Raw genomic sequence first — 18,614 nt, forward strand, 5'->3', positions numbered from 1 at the left:
CCGATCTCCGATCGTTACGCCAAGGGACCTTAACGCGCTGGCAAAGACCGCTGCTTGTGGGCTTTGATGTCGGCTCGGCGGGTCCGCGATCATGGATGCGCCCATGGATGCAAAAGGGTGGGAACGAACGTGAAGTCAGCTCTGGGTCGCGTGCTGGTCGGTATCGGGATGGCGGCGGCGCTCACTGCGACGGCCGCCTGCGGTGGCCAGGACACCGACGACAAGAGCAGCGGGTCGAAGAAGCCTGCTGTCAAGGCGTCGCCCGCGGCCAAGGAAGGCCTGAAGCCCCTCACCAAGGCGCAGTTGACGAAGGCCGCGGTCACCAAGGCGGACGTCAAGGGATACCGCGTCGGCAACACGCCCGACGACGAGATCCCGGAGGTGAGCGTGCCCGCGAAGCCCGCCACCTGCCAGGCCATCGCCGACCTGTTCCTCCTCGGCACCGAACCGGACGCGGCGGCACGCGTGTCCCGTTCCCTCACGAACGAGAAGAAGACCGACGCCACGCTGGTGCGGATGGGTCTGCTCGCCCACAAGGAGGCGGACGCCAAGAAGGTGATCGCCGACCTGCGCACGCAGAGCAAGAAGTGCACGTCCTACGAGCACACCGACTACCAGTACACCGGCATCAAGTCGCTCACGGCGCCTGACCTGGGCGACGAAGCGGTGGCCTACTCGATGACGGGTGCCATCGACGGCAGCAAGATCCCGATGAGCTACACGATCGTGCGCAGCGGTTCGACGCTGGTCGTCATCTACGCGATGGACGCGCTGGGCGGAAAGGCCCCCGAGGCGCCGACCAGTGTCCTGGAGGCGCAGGTCGCCAAGCTGGAGAAGACCGCCTGACGGCAACCCTGCTTCCGCGTACGGGCGTTGACCCGCGGTGAGTGTTCCCGCGGTGCACGGCCACACCCCGAGAGGCCCCGATCTGCTCACGCCGAGCAGATCGGGGCCTTTCGTCACTGTGGGCGGGGCTGGGCACCGGCTGCGTGAGGCGTGTCCTCACCCCCGCCGGACGCGGGCGCGTGCCCGTACCCGGGCCGGCGCGGTGCGCCCGTCGGTCAGGCCGACATCGCCTGCTCCTCGCCGTCGGTGTCCTGCGCGCAGGCGCCGGCGAGGTCGTCCAGGGACAGGTGCAGGGCGTGGGCCAGGGCGGCCACGGTGAAGAAGGCCGGGGTGGGGGCCCGGCCGGTTTCGATCTTGCGGAGTGTCTCGGCGGACACCCCGGCGGCGGCCGCCACGTCCACCATGCTGCGGTCACCGCGGGCCTGCCGGAGCAAGGCGCCGAAGCGTTCTCCGCGGAGCCGCTCCTGCGGACTCAAAGGAACTCTCACCATGCCCGTGATACTAATACCGGTATAAGTATTGGGCAACGCCGCATCGCGAGGAGTCGCAGCACATGGTGGAGATCAAGACCGACACGGCACTGGAGGCGATGCGGGAGGCGGGGCGCGTCGTGGCCCAGGCACTCGCGGCCTCCCGCGACGCGGCGGCCGTGGGCGTCCGCATGCGCGAGCTCGACGAGGCCGCCCGCACCGTACTCACGAAGGCCGGAGCGCGCTCCCCGTTCCTCGGCTACCAGCCCTCCTTCGCGCCGATCCCCTTCCCCGCCGTGATCTGCGCGTCGGTCAACGATGCCGTCGCGCACGGCATCCCGGGCGACTACCGCCTACGCGACGGAGACCTGGTCAGCATCGACTGCGGAGCCGAACTCGACGGGTGGACGGGCGACGCCGCGATCAGCTTCGTCGTCGGCACGCCCCGGCCCGTCGACCTCGAACTCATCGCGGCCACCCAGCAGGCCCTGGACGCCGGCATCGCCGCCGCCACGGTCGGCCATCGCATCGGTGACATCTCCCATGCCATCAGCACGGTCGCGCGCAAGGCGGGCTGCGGCATGCCGTCCGACTTCGGCGGCCACGGCATCGGCCGCCAGATGCACGAGGACCCCCACGTCCCCAACCGCGGGCGACCGGGTCGCGGCTTCCCCATGCGCCACGGCCTCACCCTGGCCATCGAACCCATGCTGATGGCCGGAGGGCACAACGACTACCGCACCGACCGAGACGGATGGACCCTGCGCACGATCGACGGCAGCCGGGCCGCGCACTTCGAGCACACCATCGCCGTCACCGAGGACGGCCCCCGCATCCTCACCCTGCCCTGACTGGCGGTCGGCGCGCGTCAGCGACTCCCCGCCCGGCTCCGGAGAGCGGTCGCGGATGCGGCCGCTACAGCCGACCTGGGGGTAGGCGGAAAGCAGGTTCTCGGAGCCGGCGCGCGTTCGCCGCGGGCACCCCGCTCGGCCGGCTGGGTGCCCGGACGGGATCGCCGACGTGGTGGCGTTCCTCGCAGCCGAGCAGGAGCAGCTTCCTCCTCGGAGCCAACCTGTACGTCGACGGCGGTGAAACCGGCAGAGGCGCCGTCAACGCGGCCTTTCCGTAGTCGCCGCACGTCGACCAAGTGGTATTCACCTTCGCCCTCGGAACCTGTCAACCGGCTTCTGTGGCACGCCAGTTGCAGCAACCGAGTCGCACTGCGCAGCCGTCTTGGTGGGGACAGGGAAGCCATCTCGGAGGGGGCAAGGGATGAAACGGCTGCGTGGGGTCGGCCTGGCGGTGGCGGCCGGATCCGCGGCACTGCTGCTCGCGGGTTGCGGTACTCCGACCGACTACACCGAGATCGTCACGTTCACCGACGAGCACGGACGCGTCTGCACAGCGGCGGTGGTCGTCGACCAGGACGAGAGCGAGGGCGACGACTACGAGGTGTCCAGCCTCGACTGCGAGTACCCGCCGGAGGGCCGGTCCCCGGGGGCGAGTCGCTACTCGCCGCTGCCGAAGCGGGACGACTGACCAGTGCGCGAGTTCCCGGCAGACCGTGCCTTCGCGGCCTGCCGGGACCGCACTCGTCACCTCACTCGACTGACCCGGTGCCGTTCGCACGCTGAGCGGCACCGTCGCGACCGGTGGAGTGGCGATCCCTCGGTCCCAACACCGGTGACTGCTAACGCGGTTGTCAACCAAGCCGTCATTCGCCTTCGGCCCATGACCGCGCCACCATGGGCTGGGACACAGCGTCCAGCGCTGTGGTGGCGGGCCCAGCGCGACCGGGCCGCATGAGCCGTCGGCGCCACGTCACAATGTCCCGGTGACAATTCACGACGACCACGATCCAGCCCGTCCGCTGCTGCGCCGTCCCGAGGACGGAGAGCTCATCGACGTCGCGGGCGTCGCCCACTTCTTCCGGCTCACCGGCGAGCACACGGGCGGACACTTCGCCTTCGAGGAGTTCCGCCTCGCCCCGGGAACCATCGGCGCCAGGCCCCACGTACACGACGGCCACGACGAGTACTTCTACGTCCTGGAAGGCGAGTTGACGCTGCACACCGGAGACGGGGAGGAGACCCTCGGTCCCGGTCACCTGCTCGCCGCCACGCGCGGCACCCCGCACGGGTTCCGCAACGCGGGTCCGTCCCCCGTGCGGGCCCTCTGCCTCTACACCCCCGCCGGATACGAGGACTACTTCCGCGAGGTCCACGCCGCCGTGAGTGCCGGAGCCGAAGTCACCGACGCCTTGCTGGCGGAGTTCCGCAGCCGCTACCGCACCCGTTCCTTCCCGGTGGGACCGGACCGCTCCCAGCCGTCCCCGCCGGAGTCCGGCCCGGGCGGACGCAGCACGTGAGGAGCGGGGAAGGGACCGAGCGCCGTAGGTCGTGACGGTCGGGCCTCCAACGCTCGCCGCAAGTGCTCGTTCTCCCATCGGGCCGTTCATCCTGCCTTCCCGCGCGTACAACCCTTTGTCCACCTTGGTGGTCGTAGACCACCGAAGCCGATGCCGTCATCGGTTTCGGGACACGAACAGGGAGCATCACTTTGCGCGCACGTACTCTGGCCGCTGCCACGGCTGCCGTCCTCGCCGTCGCCGGGCTCGGCGCCCCGGTGGCCTTCGCGGCCCCCTCCGCGCTCGCGGACGACTTCAACGGAGACGGCTACCGGGACCTGGCCATCGGTACTCCGAAGGCCGGCGGAGGCACGGTCACCGTCCTGTTCGGCTCGGCTTCCGGCGTCAGCCCCGCGCGCTCGGTGAACATCACGCAGAACACGCCGGGAGTACCCGGTACCTCCGAGTCCGAGGACAAGTTCGGCGAGAACGTCACCAGCGGCGATGTCGACGGCGACGGCTACGCCGACCTGATCGTGGGTGCGCCCGCCGAGGAGGTGACCGGCAAGCCGCGCGGCTCGGTCACCGTCGTGTGGGGTGGACCGAACCCCTTCACCTCCGGCGGCATATCGCTCACCGCCCCGACCGGAGACGGCTTCTCCTTCGGCGAGGGCACCGCCTTCGCCGACCTCGACGGCGACGGCACCGGCAACCTGGTCGTTGTCGGCGCCCGCAGCTTCTGGTGGTACGCCGACGGGAAGCCGACCCAGGACGGGGCGCTGGCCCCGGAGGTCGGTTTCCTGCCCGAGGACGTCATCCTGGACGGTGTCGTCGCGGGACACTTCTCCGGCACGGACGGCAGCGACTTCGTGCTGCACGGCCGGAAGGTGAGCGAGAACAGCGGAACCGGCAACTACGTCGGTCTCCTGCGTGGCGGCCCCGGCGACCTCGGCCGCTCCTACTCGGTACTGGCCCAAGGCACCGCCTCGCAGGGCGCGACCTGGGCACCGGCTGTGGCCGGCGGGGACATCAACGGCGACGGGTACGACGACCTGGTCACCGGTAACACGGCGGTCTCGCAGGGTGGTTCGTTCACGGTCAGGTACGGCACGGCGAGCGGACTGCCGGTCGCGGGCACGACCTACACCCAGGCCACCGCGGGCGTCCCGGGCACCGACGAGGCGTACGACAACTTCGGTGCGGCGGTGGCGGTGGGGGACGCGACCGGTGACGGGCGCGCGGACGTGGCGGTCGGCGCCTCGTACGAGGACGTGGACGGCCACCGCAACGTCGGCAACATCGCGTTCCTGAAGGGTGGTTCGGGCGGTCTGACCACGAGCGGCGCACAGTCCTTCCACCAGGCCACTTCGGGCGTGCCGGGCGCGGCCGAGGCGGGCGACCACTTCGGCTCCTCGCTGCGGCTGCGTGACATCAACGGCAACGGCCGCGCGGACCTCGCGGTCGGCGCGTTCGGCGAGGACGTCCTGCCCAACGGATACGACGACGGCGCCGCCTGGGTCCTGCGCGGAGCGACCACGGGGCTGACGAGCACCTACGCCACGGCCTTCAACGCGACGGACTTCGACTACCCGGTCGTCGAGGGGCGCAGGTTCGCGGACACCTTCGGCCGCTGATCCGGCCGGCGGCGGTCCCGTGGCGTCCCGGGTACGTTGCGTCTCTCTGCCCGGGCGTCTCCGTGACCTCCCGGGTAGGGCCTTCGGTCGGCTGCCTGCCGCCGGTGACGAGGGCGGCTCGGGGCCATCGTCGGCGGTGGCCATCGACAACACGGCCTGTCTGCCGAGGCGTTGAGCAATCGCGCACGGGGGGCGCTCCCAGCGCCTTCCACGCGAACCGCCTGGCCGCTTCCCCGCACGACGTGCAGGACTTCGTACCCGGGCAGGTGACCAGTGCCGTCCTCAGGCGGTGCGCATGACGTTCACCTCGTCCGGAGGCGGCCGAAGAGGAGGTCGTAGCCGGGCGGAAGCTGGAGGAGGAGCTGGTTGGTCAGGGCGTCGCCCGCTACGTCGGCGACGACGCTGAGGACGGCGCTCACGTCCCATGCAGCGCTCCTTTCCGAGGCGCCTTCTATCCAGGCGGAGGTGGCCCGGATGAACCGTTCCGGAGACAGGGGCTCGTGGGCCCGGAGCGGGTTGAGGAGAATGAGCGCCAGCGTCTCGGGGAGGCGGGCGGCCAGTTCGGCCCGCACCTCGCCCACCAGGTGCGCGCCGAGGAGGGCCAGAACGACACGGGCCGCTCGTTCGGCTTCTTGCGGGGAAGGGTATTGGCCGCGCTCTTGCACCGCGGCGAGGAACGCGCTCCAGTGCATACGCATGACAGCCTCCGAGTAGCGCTCCGAGCGGGCTTCGTACGGGTGGGAGCCCGCAAGCCCTCGGTGCGGCTCCCACCCGCCGCGTGTGGCGGTCTCAGCCGCTGATCTGCTTGCGCGCGTCGCCGCCACTGATGATGATCTTGCGAGGCTTGGCCTGTTCGGCGACCGGGATCGTCAGCCGCAGGACACCGGCTTCGTACGAGGCGTCGATGCGTTCGGTGTCCAGGGTCTCGCCGAGGAACAGCTGGCGGCTGAAGGTCCCGGCGGGCCGTTCCGTGACCACGACCTCGGCGTTCTCCTCGGCGCTCGGCCGGCGTTCGGCCCTGACGGTCAGGATGTTGCGTTCCACGTCCAGGTCGATGCTCTCGGGGGCCACGCCGGGCAGGTCCAGTTCGACGACGAAGGTGTCACCGACGCGGAAGGCGTCCATCGGCATGGCCGCCGGCTTCGCGACGGTCCCCAGCACCTGCTGGGTGAGCCGGTCGAGCTCCCGGAAGGGGTCGGTTCGCATGAGCATCGTGGGTCAACTCCTCTCCGCAGACAGGATGCGCATGAGACGACATCACCTATATACCTCGCGTCATGAAACTTGACAAGGGGGGACTCAGTTACGTCGATCTCGCAGGTCAGACGCCCGCCAAAGAGTGCTACGGGTGACTGGAGTGCTGTCCTGACGGAGCCGGCCGGAAGGTGCTCGGGCCGCTCCGCGTCCTTGCCGGGATTTGGTGTTCGCGAAGCCGCCTACCGGCTAAAGTTGTCGTACGACAAGAAATGTGTAGTGAAACACCCTGCACGGAGGGTGCGCTGGCGCGGGTGCGCCGGCATGTGCGCCGGGCCGCCGCCGATCTGGGCCTGGGCCTGGTGGCACAGACCAAGCTGGTCACCGCCGCCAGTGAGCTCGCGCGCAACACCCTCATCCACGGAGGCGGCGGGGAGGCGGAGATCGCCTACGAGGAAGCCGCTGGCAGATGGGGAGTGCGGGTCGTCTTCACCGACCGCGGACCCGGCATGGCCGGTGTCGAGCAGGCGCTGTCCGACGCGTACACCTCCGGCGGCGGCCTGGGTCTCGGGCTCAGTGGCGCCAGACGTCTCGTCCACGAGTTCGCCATCGACAGCACCCCCGGCATCGGCACCACGATCCGGATCACCGTGTGGGCTCCCCACGTGCCGGCCCCGGCCAGAAGCGCGCAGGACCGGACTCCGGTCACGCCGCACGGACGGCAGTAGCGTCCGGAGCGGCCTGGCCATCAGGCGCGGGCAGTTTCAGGTTGCGATGCGTGCCGCAAGTCGTCGATGTTGGCAGTGCGCGACGACGGATGGCAAACGAGGCGTGCAGCTGTGGCGCGACGCCAACTAGGCCGAGGGTGAATCGTCCAGCCGCAGTCGGATGTATTCGCGGGGAGAGACCAACATCTGCGACATCCCGCGAGCGGCGGAACCGTTCGGCTCACAGACCAGCGTGACCGATTCCCCCGCCTCCACAGTGATCTCGACGTCGGGGCTTGAGCACCAGTCGATCCGCATCCGGACCGTGTGAGGACCGGGGGCGACGTCGTAGCGGGCGCGCTGTCCGCGACGGACTGTCCCCACCATGCGGCCATCGATGAGGACCTCGTATCCACGTACGAGGTCACGGTAGGCCCCCTTGTGTCTGCGGACCACCTCAACTGTGCTTTCTCTGGCGGCCGATGCGTCCCTCTCGGATGCCTGTCTGCATGGAAACGTGTTTTCCCTGTGCTGGCGGCGCTATGCCCTGAGGGGGAACCACGGTGACCGGCAGCAGGCCATGCCGGTCAACGGGCACGTTCGCCGCGCTGAGAGTTCTGGCCGCCGTGGGCATCGCGAACCGAATCGCCTACGCCTCCGCCTGGCCCGGAACCGAACCAGGCTGCCGTCCTGTTCCCACGCTGGCGTGAGAACGCCAATACCCCTCGGTACGCGGGCTAGTCGGCCGGCCCGGGAAACCTGCCGCCACGCTGGACGGAGCCCACGTCGCCTTCGAGCCTCTGCGCGCGACCGACCCGTCCTGCCATGCTCCGCCCGCCAGAAGTGCGCCCCCACCGCATGGAGGGCGCACGACCCGCCTCGTCCTCCGCTACCGACGTGCCGTGGCTGCGCACGCGGGAGGATGCCCTGGTCAGGTCCTTCGTGAAAAGAGACCGCGTGTCGCCTGTTCCGGTCCACTTCCACGCAGCTTCAGCGGGACGAAGGTGGCCTTCGGTGCAATTCGTCGCGCTCGCGTACCCCTGGAGTCCCTCTCGACGGGAAACAGGGCAGCCGGTACGGTATTGACATACCGCGCGTGCTGTTTTTTACTCGCGGTGCTGGGGAAGCACTCGAGCTCCACCAGACCGCAGGGGGACGCGTGGACATCGAAATACTCGGGACACTCGCCGTACGACTCAACGGCATACCCATCACGCCGACGGCGCCCAAACCGCGCCAGGTGCTCGCGCTTCTGGCGCTGCGGGCCGGTCAGGTCGTTCCGGTGAGCGCCCTGACGGAGGAACTGTGGGGGGCCAGGCCCCCGCGCAGTGCCCGCGCGACCCTGCAGACCTACATCCTGCAACTTCGCGAACTCATCAGCGCCGCCCTGGAGAAGAGCCCGGGCGACAGTGCCGAGCAGCGCCGCCCGGCCAAGGACGTCCTGCTCACCGTCCCCGGCGGTTATCTGCTCAAGGAGGACGACGGCACCAGCGACGTGAAGGAGTTCGAACGCCTCGCCGGTTGCGGCTACCGTGCCATGGACGCCGGGGACGGGCCCCGGGCCGCCAGGCTGCTGCGCGAGGCTCTCGACCTGTGGACCGGTCCGGCACTGGCCGGAGTCCGGGTGGGCCCCCAACTGCAAACCGAGGTCAGGCGGCTGGAGGAGAGCCGGCTGTGTGCCCTGGACCAGCGAGTCGACGCGGACCTGCGGCTCGGCCGGCACCGTGAGCTGCTCGCCGAACTGACCGTGCTGGTCGGTCAACACCCGACGCACGAGAGCCTGTGCGGCCAGTTCATGCTGGCGCTCTACCGTTCGGGCCGCCGAGGCGAGGCGCTGGACGCCTATCAGCGGTTGCGGGCCACCCTCGTACGCACCATGGGTCTGGAACCGTCGTCGACGCTGGCCAAGTTGCAGCGCTCCATGCTGATGTCCGGTCCCCGCACGCTGCCCGGGCGCCCCACGACGAACGCCTCCGTTGTCCCGGTGGGCTGACGCAACGTCACCTGACCTCGGCACGGGTCGTTTTGAGACTTCTCCGCCAGGAATCGAGCACCGCTCAGGTCTGGTCGTGCAGCGTTGGGCGCATCTGGAGGAAGGGGTCGCGCATGCCGTCGCAGTCAGTGTGTGTCGCCGAGCAGACCGTCCCGGTCGCGGCGCCCGCCGACGTCGTGTACGGCATGCTCGCCGACGCCCCGCGCTGGCCGGTCCTGCTGGCCCCCTTCGTCCACGTGGAACGCCTGGGCTTCGACGGCGCGCAGGAGAGCCTGCGCCTGTGGTACCTGCGGTACGGCGAGGTGCGTTCCGGGCTGGCCCGGCGTGAACTGGCGCCCGTTGAACGCCGAATCGACTTCGAGACGCGCGACGACCTGCTGCCCGACTCGCCGACGTCCGGTTCCTGGAGCGTGGCGTCCGAGAGCGTCGACCGGTGCCTGCTGACCCTGCGCCAGGAGCGCCCGCGCGAATTCGGGGGCGAAATCGAGGTGCTCCGGGCGGACGTGGCGGACGAGTTGGCCGCGCTCCGCGAGGCGGCCGAGCGGTGGGACCGACTGGACGAACTGCTGCTGTCCTTCGAGGACAGCGTCTACGTCCTCGGCTCCGCGGAGCTGGTCTACGACTTCCTCTACCGCGTCAAGGACTGGGTCGACCTGGTGCCGGACGTCGAGCGGGCCGACGTCACCGAGGACCAGCCGGGCGTACAGCTGACAGTCCTGCACACCTTCGCCCCCGAGACGGGGGACGCACGGGTGTCGGAGTCCGTGCGGTTGTGCTTCCCGGCCGCCGGACGAATCGTCCACAAGGACACCGTGACGCCGGATCTCGTCGCCGCGCACTGGGGGGAGTGGTCCCTGGAGCCGGACGAGAGCGGAGTGCGGGTCGTCTCCGGCCATCAGGTGATGCTCGACGAGAGCGCGGTCCGGTCCGTCCTGGGTGAGGACGCCCTGCTCGTGGACGCTCGTCGCTACGTGCGCGAATGGCTGGGCCGGTCGAGCACCGAGGCCCTCGACCTGGCGCGCTGGCATGCCGAGAGCGCCGTACGCCGACTGCGATGAACACCGCCGTGGAACCGACGAGCAGAGCGAGCGCAGACACGAAAGCGAGCGCAGACACGACGACGAGGAGGTCCGCGATGGTCCAGACCCGGCCGCTTACGGGTACCGACCGGCACCTCGCGTCGCGGACCCTCGCCGGCCCGGCGGACGACGCATTCGGTGCGGCGCGGTACGCGGCGCACCTTGAGGCGCTGCTGGGTGATCCACGGGACCGCACCAACCCCTACGGTCGCGCCGCCCTGTGGGCCGCGGGACACGGCGCCCTGCCCGCCCCGCCGAACCGTCTGCCCGACGACATGCAGGTGCGGGCGGCCCCGTGGCAGATCGCTCGCGCCCTGCGCCCGCTCCTGCGCCGGGATCTGGCCCTCGCGCGAGCCTGGACCACGGGTCCGCTTCTGAACGCTCCCGTCCCACCGCCGACGGTGCCGCTGCTCGGGCCGGCAGCGCTGCTCGCCTCGGCGGCGGGGGTCCTGCGCGGGGCCACCCGCATCGTGGACGGCCTGGGCGGTTACGAACCCGGTGCCGGGCAGTGGCGGCCGGTCCTCGCCTCGGCCTTCGCCGACCTGCTTGCCTGCGAGTCCTTGACGGCCGTGGCCCTGCGCTCCTGCGCGCAACGGACTCCAAGCACGGACGGACCGGACTCGGCCCAGGTCGGGCAGTGGCTCGCCGACGTCGTGGGCTACCTCGTGCCTCAGCTGCTCGACGAGCTGCTCGGCGATCTCGAACTGGTCCTGAACGAGTGCGGGTTCGGCGCGGACACCCTTGAACGGCGCACGCTGGCCAGGATCCAGCGGGACAAGACGTTCGCCGGAGCCGACTGGGCGTCCGCACGTGACGCCCAGGCCCGTGTCGTGCGCACGTTGAGCGCGGCGGGCACCCCTCGGCCGGTTCAAGTCCCGGGCGCCGTCGGGCTGTTCACGATCACCGAGGGCGTCCGGGACGTGCCACCTGGCGGCTGCAGCCCCAGAACCCTCGCCGCGACGCTGGAGGCGGCCGACGAACGACTCGCCGACGACAGCCGCCCCGGCGCCGCCGGGCTGTCCCGCCTCGTCCGCACACTGCTCGCCGAGCAGCGTGCGCTGCAACTCGCCTGCGCGGCCGACGCTGTTCACGACCCCGCCGACCCTGAGGCGCGGGCGCTCGCGGACCGTCAGGCTCTTCTGGCCCTCGCCGTCGCCGTGTTGGGCGTGTGGGACGCGGCGGCCGGGACGGATCCGGCCTTTCTCGGCGAAGCCGACTGGGCGCTCCTGGCGCTGGGCCGGATCAGTAGGCGTCTCGCCCTGCCGCTGCCCGGCCAGAAGCCCGAGACCTCGTCCGGCGTGTGGGACGAGCTGGTCCGGCGCGCGGGCGGCCGTGTGGACTGCGACCTGTATGCGACGAGGACGACATGGTGAGCGCGCCCCGGGAGCCTCGCCCCGTCGTCATCACGGCACCGGCGTCGCCGCCTTGCCATGCTCCCGGGCCGGACGGGCCGTGGGAGGAGGTGCAGGAACGGGTCGAGGAGACGGGCCGTGCGGTGGTGCACGCCACCTGGGGCCAGTGGCTGACACCTGTGCTGCTGGACCCCGGACTGCGCACACTGCTGGGCCGCGACTGGTCCCGCTACCGGCAACACCCGGCAGCTGCGGGCCGGATGAGCCTCGCCGTCTCGCGGGCGGTCGTCAAGTACACGGCCGCCGCGGCACTGCAGGTACCGGCGGACCGGCTCGACCTGGCCTACCTGCCGGGCGGGCGGCCCGTGCTGCGCGGACTCGGTGCGGACCTGGAGGTCAGCCTCACCCACACCGGTGAGCTGATCGTCGTCGGAGTCAGCCGCAGCGGGCCCATCGGCGTGGACGCCGAACCCGTAGGCCGCCGTATCTCCTTCGAGGCGCTGCGTGAGCACGTGTGCACCGCCGAGGAGGGCGAACTGCTCGCCGCTCTGCCCGAAACGGAGTGTACGGAGCGGTTCCTGCGGCTGTGGACACTGAAGGAGGCGTACACCAAAGCGCTGGGCCACGGCATGCGGCGTCGGTTCTCGGCGGTCGGTTTCGCCTGGGACGCGACGGGCGGCGCACGTCTCGTCGGGGACGCGGACGGGGAGTGGACCTTCACCACGCACCTGGTCCAGGGCCGCTTCTTCGTGAGCGAGGCGCACTGCCGGAGCACGGCACCGCGATACGGGCCGCAGACTTCCGCACCCACGCCGGCATCCGCATCCGTGCCCACACCAGCAGCCGCCTCGCCGGCATCCGCGTCCGTGTCCACACCAGCAGCCGCCTCGCCGGCATCCGCGTCCGTGTCCACACCGGCATCCGCTCCCGCACCGGCGTCAGGATCCATGTCGGCATCCGCATCGGCGTCCGGGGCCGCCTCGGCGTCAGCGCGGGGCCGGGAGTCCTCACCAGTGTCGGACGTGACGATCATCGACTTCCCGGGGCGTCGGAGTCCCCGTCGGCAGTGAGCGCCGGGGCCGGGAGGCGGCTTGTTGGAGTCCCGTGGCAACGCACCGTGCCGAAACGGTTCGCCAATGGACCCGAGGGGTCCGGGACGACTGGTCCGGCGCAGGTGTGCGGCATCCGGGAGGACGGATGATGAGCCGGCACGAACACCTGGGCACCGTTCCGGCGGTGGTGCACGAACCGTCCTCGACCGGGACGCCGCTCGTCTTCGACCTGTGCTCGCTCACCCGCACCGGTGCGGAGGCCGTCGCGGCCCGTGTCGCGGCACGCCACCGGTCCTACGACGTCGCCCTGGCCGACGGCGCGGACACCGGGCACACCGGCCGGTCCGCCCAACGGCTCACGCTGCACGCCCGGACCGGATCCCGCGCGTCGCTCACCGACGACCTGCTGGCCGACTTGCTGGCACCCCCGGAGGCGGACACGCTCCCCGTGAGCGGGGATCAGCGCCGCCTGCTCACGGCGGCGGTCGAGGACTCGGACGGGTCGGGCCGGTACGTGGAGCAGCTGTGGTGGGACTGGACGGGGCCGTTGGACTCCGGGCGGTTCATCACCGCCTGGCAGTCCGTCGCGGAGCGGGAGACGGTCCTGCGGGCCGGTTTCGACCTCGCGGGTGCCGCTCGCCTGGTGCTCCACGACCGCGTGGCGGTGGAGGTAGTCCACCACGCGCACGCCGGAGTCGCGCTGGGCGAACTGCTCCAGCGGGAGCGGGCCCGCGGCTTCGAGCTGCACCGGCCGGGCCTGTTGCGCGTCCTGCTGCTGGACGGGGCGCCGCACGGGGACGGCACCGGAAGAAGGCTCGCCCGTGTGGTCGTCAGCTGGCACGCGGCCCTGCTGGACGAACGCGGAGTGCGGCTGCTGGTACGGCAGTTCTACCGTTCCTACCTCGCCGGCGGTGTCCTGCCCGGCGGGCAGCGGCGCCCCGACCTCCGTGACCACGCCCGGTGGCGTGACCGGCAGGACCCGGCCGGCGCGAGCGCGTTCTGGGCCTCGGCCGCGCCGCCGGCCGCTGCCGCCGTCAGGGTGGGCCGGCAGAGCGGGCCACCCCTGCCCGGCGGAGGGCGCGGCCGCATCGAGTGCCGCCTCAGCGCCTCCCAGACGGACCGGCTGTGCGCGTGGGCGGCGGACCGGGGGGCGGGGGAGAGCAGCGTGCTGCACGTCGTATGGGCGCTGCTGCTGTACCGGGCGGCCGGGTCCCGGGGGCCGCTGCCGGTGGCGTTCGGTGTGCATGTCTCCGGGCGGGACATGTCGTTGCGGGGCGCGGCCGACACCCCCGGGCTGCTGGGGGAGACGCTGCCCGTCACCGTCAACGTGGAGCCCGCCGCGCCGCTGTCCGACCTGCTGCTGCGGGTTCGGGACGCCGCGCTCGACCTGCCCCCGTACGCCTGGGTCTGCGAGGAGGACGTCCGCCGGTGGAGCGGACGCGGACCGGACGCCGGCCTCGTCGAGACCACTGTGCGCTTCGACAGCAAGCCCGGCCTCACCGAGAACGTGCGGGCCGAACTGGCGGCGCAAGGCGTCGGGGCGGGCGCGCCGCACAGTACCGGCGGTGACACGGCGACCCCGCTGACCCTGGCCGCGCACCACGACAGCGAGGGCACCCTCGTACTGACCGCCTTGTACGACCGGGCCAGATTCACGGCCGCCGACGTCCGCACCGTCCTCGACCAGTGCCTGCACCTGCTGGACGGTCTGCCGAAGCACCGGGACGAGCAGCTGACGGTGGGCGACGCCCTGCACCTGCTGGCAGGCTCCTCGGTGCCCGGCATGGCATCACCCCCGCCCGACGGCGCGGGCCTCCGGCCGGCGGTACTGCGGGCCGGGGAGCCGGGAGCGGACGTCGTGTGCCTGCTCACCGCACCCGGAGTCACACCCGGCGTGTACGACACCCTCCTGCGCGAGCACGAGGGGCCGCAGCGCATCCTCTCCCTCAACATGACGGGTCTTCGGGTGCCGTCCGGGCCCCTGCCCGAACTGGCCGGGGAGGGACGGCGATTGCTCCTGTGCGGATCGGGCTCCGCCGCCGGGCCCGCTCACGACATCGCCCGTCGCACCGCTCGGCGCACCGGGAGGGCACCGACCGTCGTCATGACCGGTACCGGCGGCGCGGACCCGAGCGCCCGGGCGTTGTCCCGGGCCCTGGGGGCGGTGCTGGCGCGCAGCACGTGACCGCGGACCACTGCGGTCCGCGGTCGGGTGGGCGGCCATCGGACAACGGTCACGCCGGCGGTGCCAACGACCCCCGGTGACAGCCGGATTGAGCTGTGCCCGGCGGCGCGACAGCGTCGGCGGCTGCGCCACGAACCGAGCGGGTGTCCCGGGTCAGCGAGCCGTGAAGAGGCGCACGATGACCGGGCGGGGAGGAGGCGTGCCACCTCTGAGCGAACCGACGCCCCAGACCTGTCGGGTGCCCGGGATCGCCGCGTAGTCCTCGAGTTCGAGGTGCTGCCTGCACCCACCCTTGCCCGACCGTGGGATCCGGCAGCGCGGTTGTGTGATCCGCCTCGCCTCGCCGGATGCTGTCAGGTAGCGCTTGGGTGTGAGAAGGAGGCCGCCCGCGGCCCGGCCGCTCACGCAACACGGAGGTCTTTCCTCCTCACTCCACCGCGAACCGTCCCATCGCATGGCGAGCGGAGCGTAGTAGGCGTCCGTGTCCCCGCCTTCGCTCAAGACGGTGCCGAAGGCTCGCACATCGTCCGCCGACAGGGCGATGACGCCGGTGAGTCCGGCGTAGTGCGGGTCGCCCTCCGGGCCCGGTGCCAGTTCGGGCATCGTCGCCTTCGTCCACCGGCTGCCGTCCCAGTGCGCCGCGCCAGCACCCGGATCGCGGGCAGGCGTCGGATCGGATCCCACCGCCCACAGATCCCGCCCGGACACACCTGCCAGTGCCTGTGCCCGAGCGGGCAGCGGGAAGGCGCGCCAGCGCCGTCCGTCGAAGTGCCAGGCAGTGCGCGAACCGTCGACGACCCAGGCGTCCTCGGGACCGAAGACGGCGGCGCCCCTCACGATCTGCGGGAAGTCCCGGGGTAGGCCGACGGTCTGCCACACCGCGCCGTCCCAGTGCGCGGCCAGGGGCGGACGGCTCCTGTCGGGATTGGTGAGGACGCCCGCGAAGAGCCAGACGTCCCCGGGGCCGGAGGAGTCGAGCCGGACGGTCGGGAGCTCGTCGAGGCGGCGCAGGGCGGGCGGAAGCTCATAGCGGCGCCATGCCTTCCCGGAATAGTGGAAGAGGAGTGTCCGCTGATCGTCCACCCAGCCGGTGACGGGACTCTTGCCCACCGCCCAGGCGTCGTCGGCGGAGGCCGCCGCGATGTCCGTGAAGGAGGCGTTGGTGCTCCGACCGGTGTAGTCGTAACTCCAGGCGGGTGCACGCCCGTTGCCGTCCGGACCGCTGGTACGGGGCGAGGGGTCCTGGTGTTCTCCCCGGGAGTCGCTGCATCCCGCGAGCATCACGAGAGCCGCGCAGAGAGCGGCGAGGCGGCGCAGCACGGGCATGTGTGTCCCTGAGTCTCGATCATCATCGGCGGGTGGGGGAGCGGGCCGGAGTTTACGTGAAGCCGCACCCCAGGTGAGAGTGGTTTCCGCAGGGAACCGGCTCGACAGACGGGTAGACGCCGGGGCGACGAGACCGCCGCAAAGGGCTTCTGCTCTCGTCTCATCGACATCGTCTCCGCCTGCCCGTCCTGCACGCTACGTTCTTGCGCATGCCTTCGACGCGACTCGATCTGGACCGGATCCGCGCGGCCCGCCGGATCATCGACCCGGTCTTCCTGGACACACCGCTGTACCGGTGCGACGCGTTGGGACGTGAGCTCGGCTGCACCGTGAGCATCAAGCTGGAGACGGCGAATCCGGTGCGCAGTTTCAAGGCGCGTGGCACGGAACTCGTCGCACAGCAGTTGGCGGACCGGGGCAGCGCCGCGGCGGTGTGCGCGAGTGCAGGCAACCTCGGGCAGGCACTCGGCTGGTCCGGCCGCCGTCGGGGCCTTCAGGTGACGGTGGTCGCCTCACGCACGGCGCCCGCAGCCAAGCTCGACCGCGTCCGCGCGGTGGGCGCCGAACTGGAGGTCGTGAACGGCGACTTCGAGAGCGCCCGCCAACGTGCCGCGCACCTCGCGCGATCGCGAGGCATACGGCTGGTCGAGGACAGCCTCGACATCGAGACCTGCGAGGGCGCGGCGACGATCGGTCTCGAACTGGCGGGCTCAGCAGACCCGTTCGACACCGTCCTGCTCGCCCTGGGCGGTGGCGCGATGGCAACCGGGGTGGGCTTCGTCCTCAAGAGCCTGTCGCCGGACGTCGAGGTGGTCTGCGTGCAGCCAGCCGGCGCACCCGCGATGACCCGCTCGTGGCACCAGCACCGAGTCGTCACCACGGAGTCGACCGACACGATCGCCGACGGCGTCGCCGGCCGGTACCCCATCCCCGCCGTCCTGGACGACCTTCTCGCGGTGGCCGACGACGCCGTCCTCGTCCGCGAGACGACCATCGTCACCGGCATGCGGATGCTCCTGGAGTGCGCCGGCCTGGTCGTCGAGCCCTCCGCGGCCCTCGGCGTCGCCGCCGTCCTGGAGGACCGGGACCGCTTCGCCGGCCGGCACCTCGCCGTCATCGTCTGCGGCAGCAACGTCGACATGGACGCGTACCGCGGCTGGGTGCACGCGTAGGGCACCTCGATGACCGGCATACCGGGTGCATGGGGCCTGGGCGGTACGGGAGAGGCGCAGCGTGCGCCGAGGGGTGACGCCGGTGTCGCTCGCCGCAGTGGCCCAGGCATGCAATGCGCAGCCGAACTGTACAGTCGGGTTCAGTGCTGCGGGTAGGGTGCGGTCATGGACGACGAAGCGCTGGCCGAAGAGCTGCGCCACACGATCGGTGAGCTGGTCCGCGCCGTACGCACGGTGGACACCATGCCGTCCGGAGAAGCCGCCGCCCTGGGCCACCTCGACCGCAGTGGTCCGCAGACGACGGCCGAGTTGGCACACCACCGTCGGGTGACGCACCAATCGGCCGCCAAGACCGTCAAGGAACTCCTGGCCGACGGTTTCGTCCGCACCGAGCCCCACCCCACCGACAAGCGCAAGCTCCTGGTCCACCTCACCGACGCCGGACGGACCCGGTTGCAGGCCGAACGGGAGCAGCGGTCCGGTCGGCTCGGCACCGCGATCAGGGAAGCCCTGGATACGGAGGAGCAGCGGCAACTGCACGACTGCGTGGGCTTGTTGGCCCGGGTGACCGACCGTCTGCGGGACGCGTGAGGCGCTGCGTCACAGCTCGACGGTGCTGCCGGGGGCCAGCAGGGTGATCGGGGTTCCGGTCAGTCCGTTCTCGCCGAGGATGTTGGCGGTGGACTGCTGCCCGAGCTCACTGTGCATGAGTTCGTGGATCTGGATGATCCGCTCGGGCTTGACGCCGCGGACGTAGTCGGCGGCTTCGCCGAGTTTGGTCCAGGGGCCGCTGGTCGGCAGCAGGAGGGTCCGTACGGCGGCGTCGGGTGCGAAGTACGCGTCGCCCGGGTGGTACACGGCTCCGCCGTCCAAGAGGTAGCCGACGTTGTCGGGGCAGGGAATGTCGGCGTGGATCAGGGCGTGCCGGTGTCCGTGGACCGAGACGTCGAGGGCGCCGACGGTGAAAGTGTCACCCGCGGCGACGGCGCGGACGCGGCCGCCGTGGCTGCCGAGGGTGGCCGCGACGGCGGCTGTGCCGTAGACACGCAGCTCGGGTCGCGCCTCCAGGGCTGAGGCGACGAGCTGCTCGTCGAAGTGGTCGAAGTGCTCGTGAGTGATCAGGACGGCGTCGGCGCCGGCGACGGCCGCCGCCGCGTCCGGGGTGAAGGTGCCGGGGTCGATGACCAGGCGGGCGCTGTCCTTCTCGATGGTCACGCAGGCGTGGGCGTGCTTGGTGAGCTTCATGGTGATCCTCCG

Annotated in this window: 18 protein-coding genes; 13 read left to right on the forward strand and 5 right to left on the reverse strand. The window is 71.3% G+C overall.

The genetic code is table 11. From position 1 onward, the window contains the following. The first annotated feature begins 129 nt into the window (after positions 1 to 129). Positions 130 to 846: a hypothetical protein gene (locus ACWGIS_RS13495; RefSeq protein WP_453362545.1), complete on the forward strand. Its 717-nt coding sequence runs from the start codon at positions 130 to 132 to the stop codon at positions 844 to 846. 215 nt (positions 847 to 1,061) lie between these two features. Here the strand turns inward: ACWGIS_RS13495 and ACWGIS_RS13500 are convergent, their stop codons facing one another. Beyond that, positions 1,062 to 1,337 carry a helix-turn-helix domain-containing protein gene (locus ACWGIS_RS13500; RefSeq protein ID WP_453362546.1) on the reverse strand — a complete coding sequence of 92 codons (276 nt, stop codon included), beginning with the start codon at positions 1,335 to 1,337 and terminating at the stop codon, positions 1,062 to 1,064. Between the two features lie 62 nt (positions 1,338 to 1,399). Between ACWGIS_RS13500 and map the strand changes: the two genes are divergently transcribed. The 4 genes from map (at position 1,400) to ACWGIS_RS13520 (ending at position 5,297) form a co-directional block, all read left to right on the forward strand. After that, entirely contained in the window at positions 1,400 to 2,167 is a 768-nt protein-coding gene (map, locus tag ACWGIS_RS13505; protein WP_453362547.1) for a type I methionyl aminopeptidase, read from the forward strand. 421 nt (positions 2,168 to 2,588) lie between these two features. After that, a complete protein-coding gene (locus ACWGIS_RS13510; protein ID WP_453362548.1) occupies positions 2,589 to 2,855 on the forward strand; it encodes a hypothetical protein in 267 nt (88 codons plus the stop codon). A 295-nt stretch (positions 2,856 to 3,150) separates the two neighbouring features. Further along, complete coding sequence (locus ACWGIS_RS13515; protein WP_453362549.1) at positions 3,151 to 3,684, forward strand: cupin domain-containing protein; 534 nt, start codon at positions 3,151 to 3,153, stop codon at positions 3,682 to 3,684. Between the two features lie 191 nt (positions 3,685 to 3,875). Next, entirely contained in the window at positions 3,876 to 5,297 is a 1,422-nt protein-coding gene (locus ACWGIS_RS13520; RefSeq protein ID WP_453362550.1) for an FG-GAP-like repeat-containing protein, read from the forward strand. Between the two features lie 302 nt (positions 5,298 to 5,599). Here the strand turns inward: ACWGIS_RS13520 and ACWGIS_RS13525 are convergent, their stop codons facing one another. Together ACWGIS_RS13525 and ACWGIS_RS13530 are read right to left on the reverse strand one after the other, a co-directional pair. After that, positions 5,600 to 5,995 carry a DUF2267 domain-containing protein gene (locus ACWGIS_RS13525; protein WP_453362551.1) on the reverse strand — a complete coding sequence of 132 codons (396 nt, stop codon included), beginning with the start codon at positions 5,993 to 5,995 and terminating at the stop codon, positions 5,600 to 5,602. A gap of 91 nt (positions 5,996 to 6,086) precedes the next feature. After that, entirely contained in the window at positions 6,087 to 6,509 is a 423-nt protein-coding gene (locus ACWGIS_RS13530) for an Hsp20/alpha crystallin family protein (RefSeq protein WP_453362552.1), read from the reverse strand. 254 nt (positions 6,510 to 6,763) lie between these two features. Between ACWGIS_RS13530 and ACWGIS_RS13535 the strand changes: the two genes are divergently transcribed. From ACWGIS_RS13535 to ACWGIS_RS13560, 6 genes are all read left to right on the forward strand, one after another. Continuing rightward, on the forward strand, positions 6,764 to 7,219 hold the full coding sequence (locus tag ACWGIS_RS13535) for an ATP-binding protein (protein WP_453362553.1): 456 nt from the start codon (positions 6,764 to 6,766) through the stop codon (positions 7,217 to 7,219). Between the two features lie 1,138 nt (positions 7,220 to 8,357). Further along, positions 8,358 to 9,191 (forward strand): AfsR/SARP family transcriptional regulator, encoded by an 834-nt coding sequence (locus ACWGIS_RS13540; RefSeq protein ID WP_453362554.1) that lies wholly within the window; start codon positions 8,358 to 8,360, stop codon positions 9,189 to 9,191. A gap of 113 nt (positions 9,192 to 9,304) precedes the next feature. After that, positions 9,305 to 10,249 (forward strand): SRPBCC family protein, encoded by a 945-nt coding sequence (locus ACWGIS_RS13545; protein ID WP_453362555.1) that lies wholly within the window; start codon positions 9,305 to 9,307, stop codon positions 10,247 to 10,249. Between the two features lie 77 nt (positions 10,250 to 10,326). Then, the gene (locus tag ACWGIS_RS13550) at positions 10,327 to 11,643 is read left to right on the forward strand and encodes a hypothetical protein (RefSeq protein ID WP_453362556.1); all 1,317 of its coding nucleotides are present in this window, start codon (positions 10,327 to 10,329) and stop codon (positions 11,641 to 11,643) included. An 89-nt stretch (positions 11,644 to 11,732) separates the two neighbouring features. Then, the gene (locus ACWGIS_RS13555; protein ID WP_453362557.1) at positions 11,733 to 12,692 is read left to right on the forward strand and encodes a 4'-phosphopantetheinyl transferase family protein; all 960 of its coding nucleotides are present in this window, start codon (positions 11,733 to 11,735) and stop codon (positions 12,690 to 12,692) included. A 127-nt stretch (positions 12,693 to 12,819) separates the two neighbouring features. Then, the gene (locus ACWGIS_RS13560; RefSeq protein ID WP_453362558.1) at positions 12,820 to 14,859 is read left to right on the forward strand and encodes a condensation domain-containing protein; all 2,040 of its coding nucleotides are present in this window, start codon (positions 12,820 to 12,822) and stop codon (positions 14,857 to 14,859) included. A 153-nt stretch (positions 14,860 to 15,012) separates the two neighbouring features. Here the strand turns inward: ACWGIS_RS13560 and ACWGIS_RS13565 are convergent, their stop codons facing one another. After that, entirely contained in the window at positions 15,013 to 16,185 is a 1,173-nt protein-coding gene (locus tag ACWGIS_RS13565; RefSeq protein WP_453362559.1) for a hypothetical protein, read from the reverse strand. Between the two features lie 209 nt (positions 16,186 to 16,394). On the opposite strand from ACWGIS_RS13565, the gene ACWGIS_RS13570 reads away from it, so the two are divergent. Beyond that, positions 16,395 to 17,357: a threonine ammonia-lyase gene (locus tag ACWGIS_RS13570; RefSeq protein ID WP_453362560.1), complete on the forward strand. Its 963-nt coding sequence runs from the start codon at positions 16,395 to 16,397 to the stop codon at positions 17,355 to 17,357. A 165-nt stretch (positions 17,358 to 17,522) separates the two neighbouring features. Further along, the gene (locus tag ACWGIS_RS13575) at positions 17,523 to 17,948 is read left to right on the forward strand and encodes a MarR family winged helix-turn-helix transcriptional regulator (protein ID WP_453362561.1); all 426 of its coding nucleotides are present in this window, start codon (positions 17,523 to 17,525) and stop codon (positions 17,946 to 17,948) included. A 9-nt stretch (positions 17,949 to 17,957) separates the two neighbouring features. On the opposite strand, the gene ACWGIS_RS13580 is transcribed toward ACWGIS_RS13575, so the two are convergent. Further along, positions 17,958 to 18,602, reverse strand: a complete 645-nt coding sequence (locus tag ACWGIS_RS13580) for an MBL fold metallo-hydrolase (RefSeq protein WP_453362562.1) — start codon at positions 18,600 to 18,602, stop codon at positions 17,958 to 17,960. Between the last annotated feature and the right edge of the window lie 12 nt (positions 18,603 to 18,614).

The organism is Streptomyces sp. NPDC054842 (assembly GCF_053611025.1).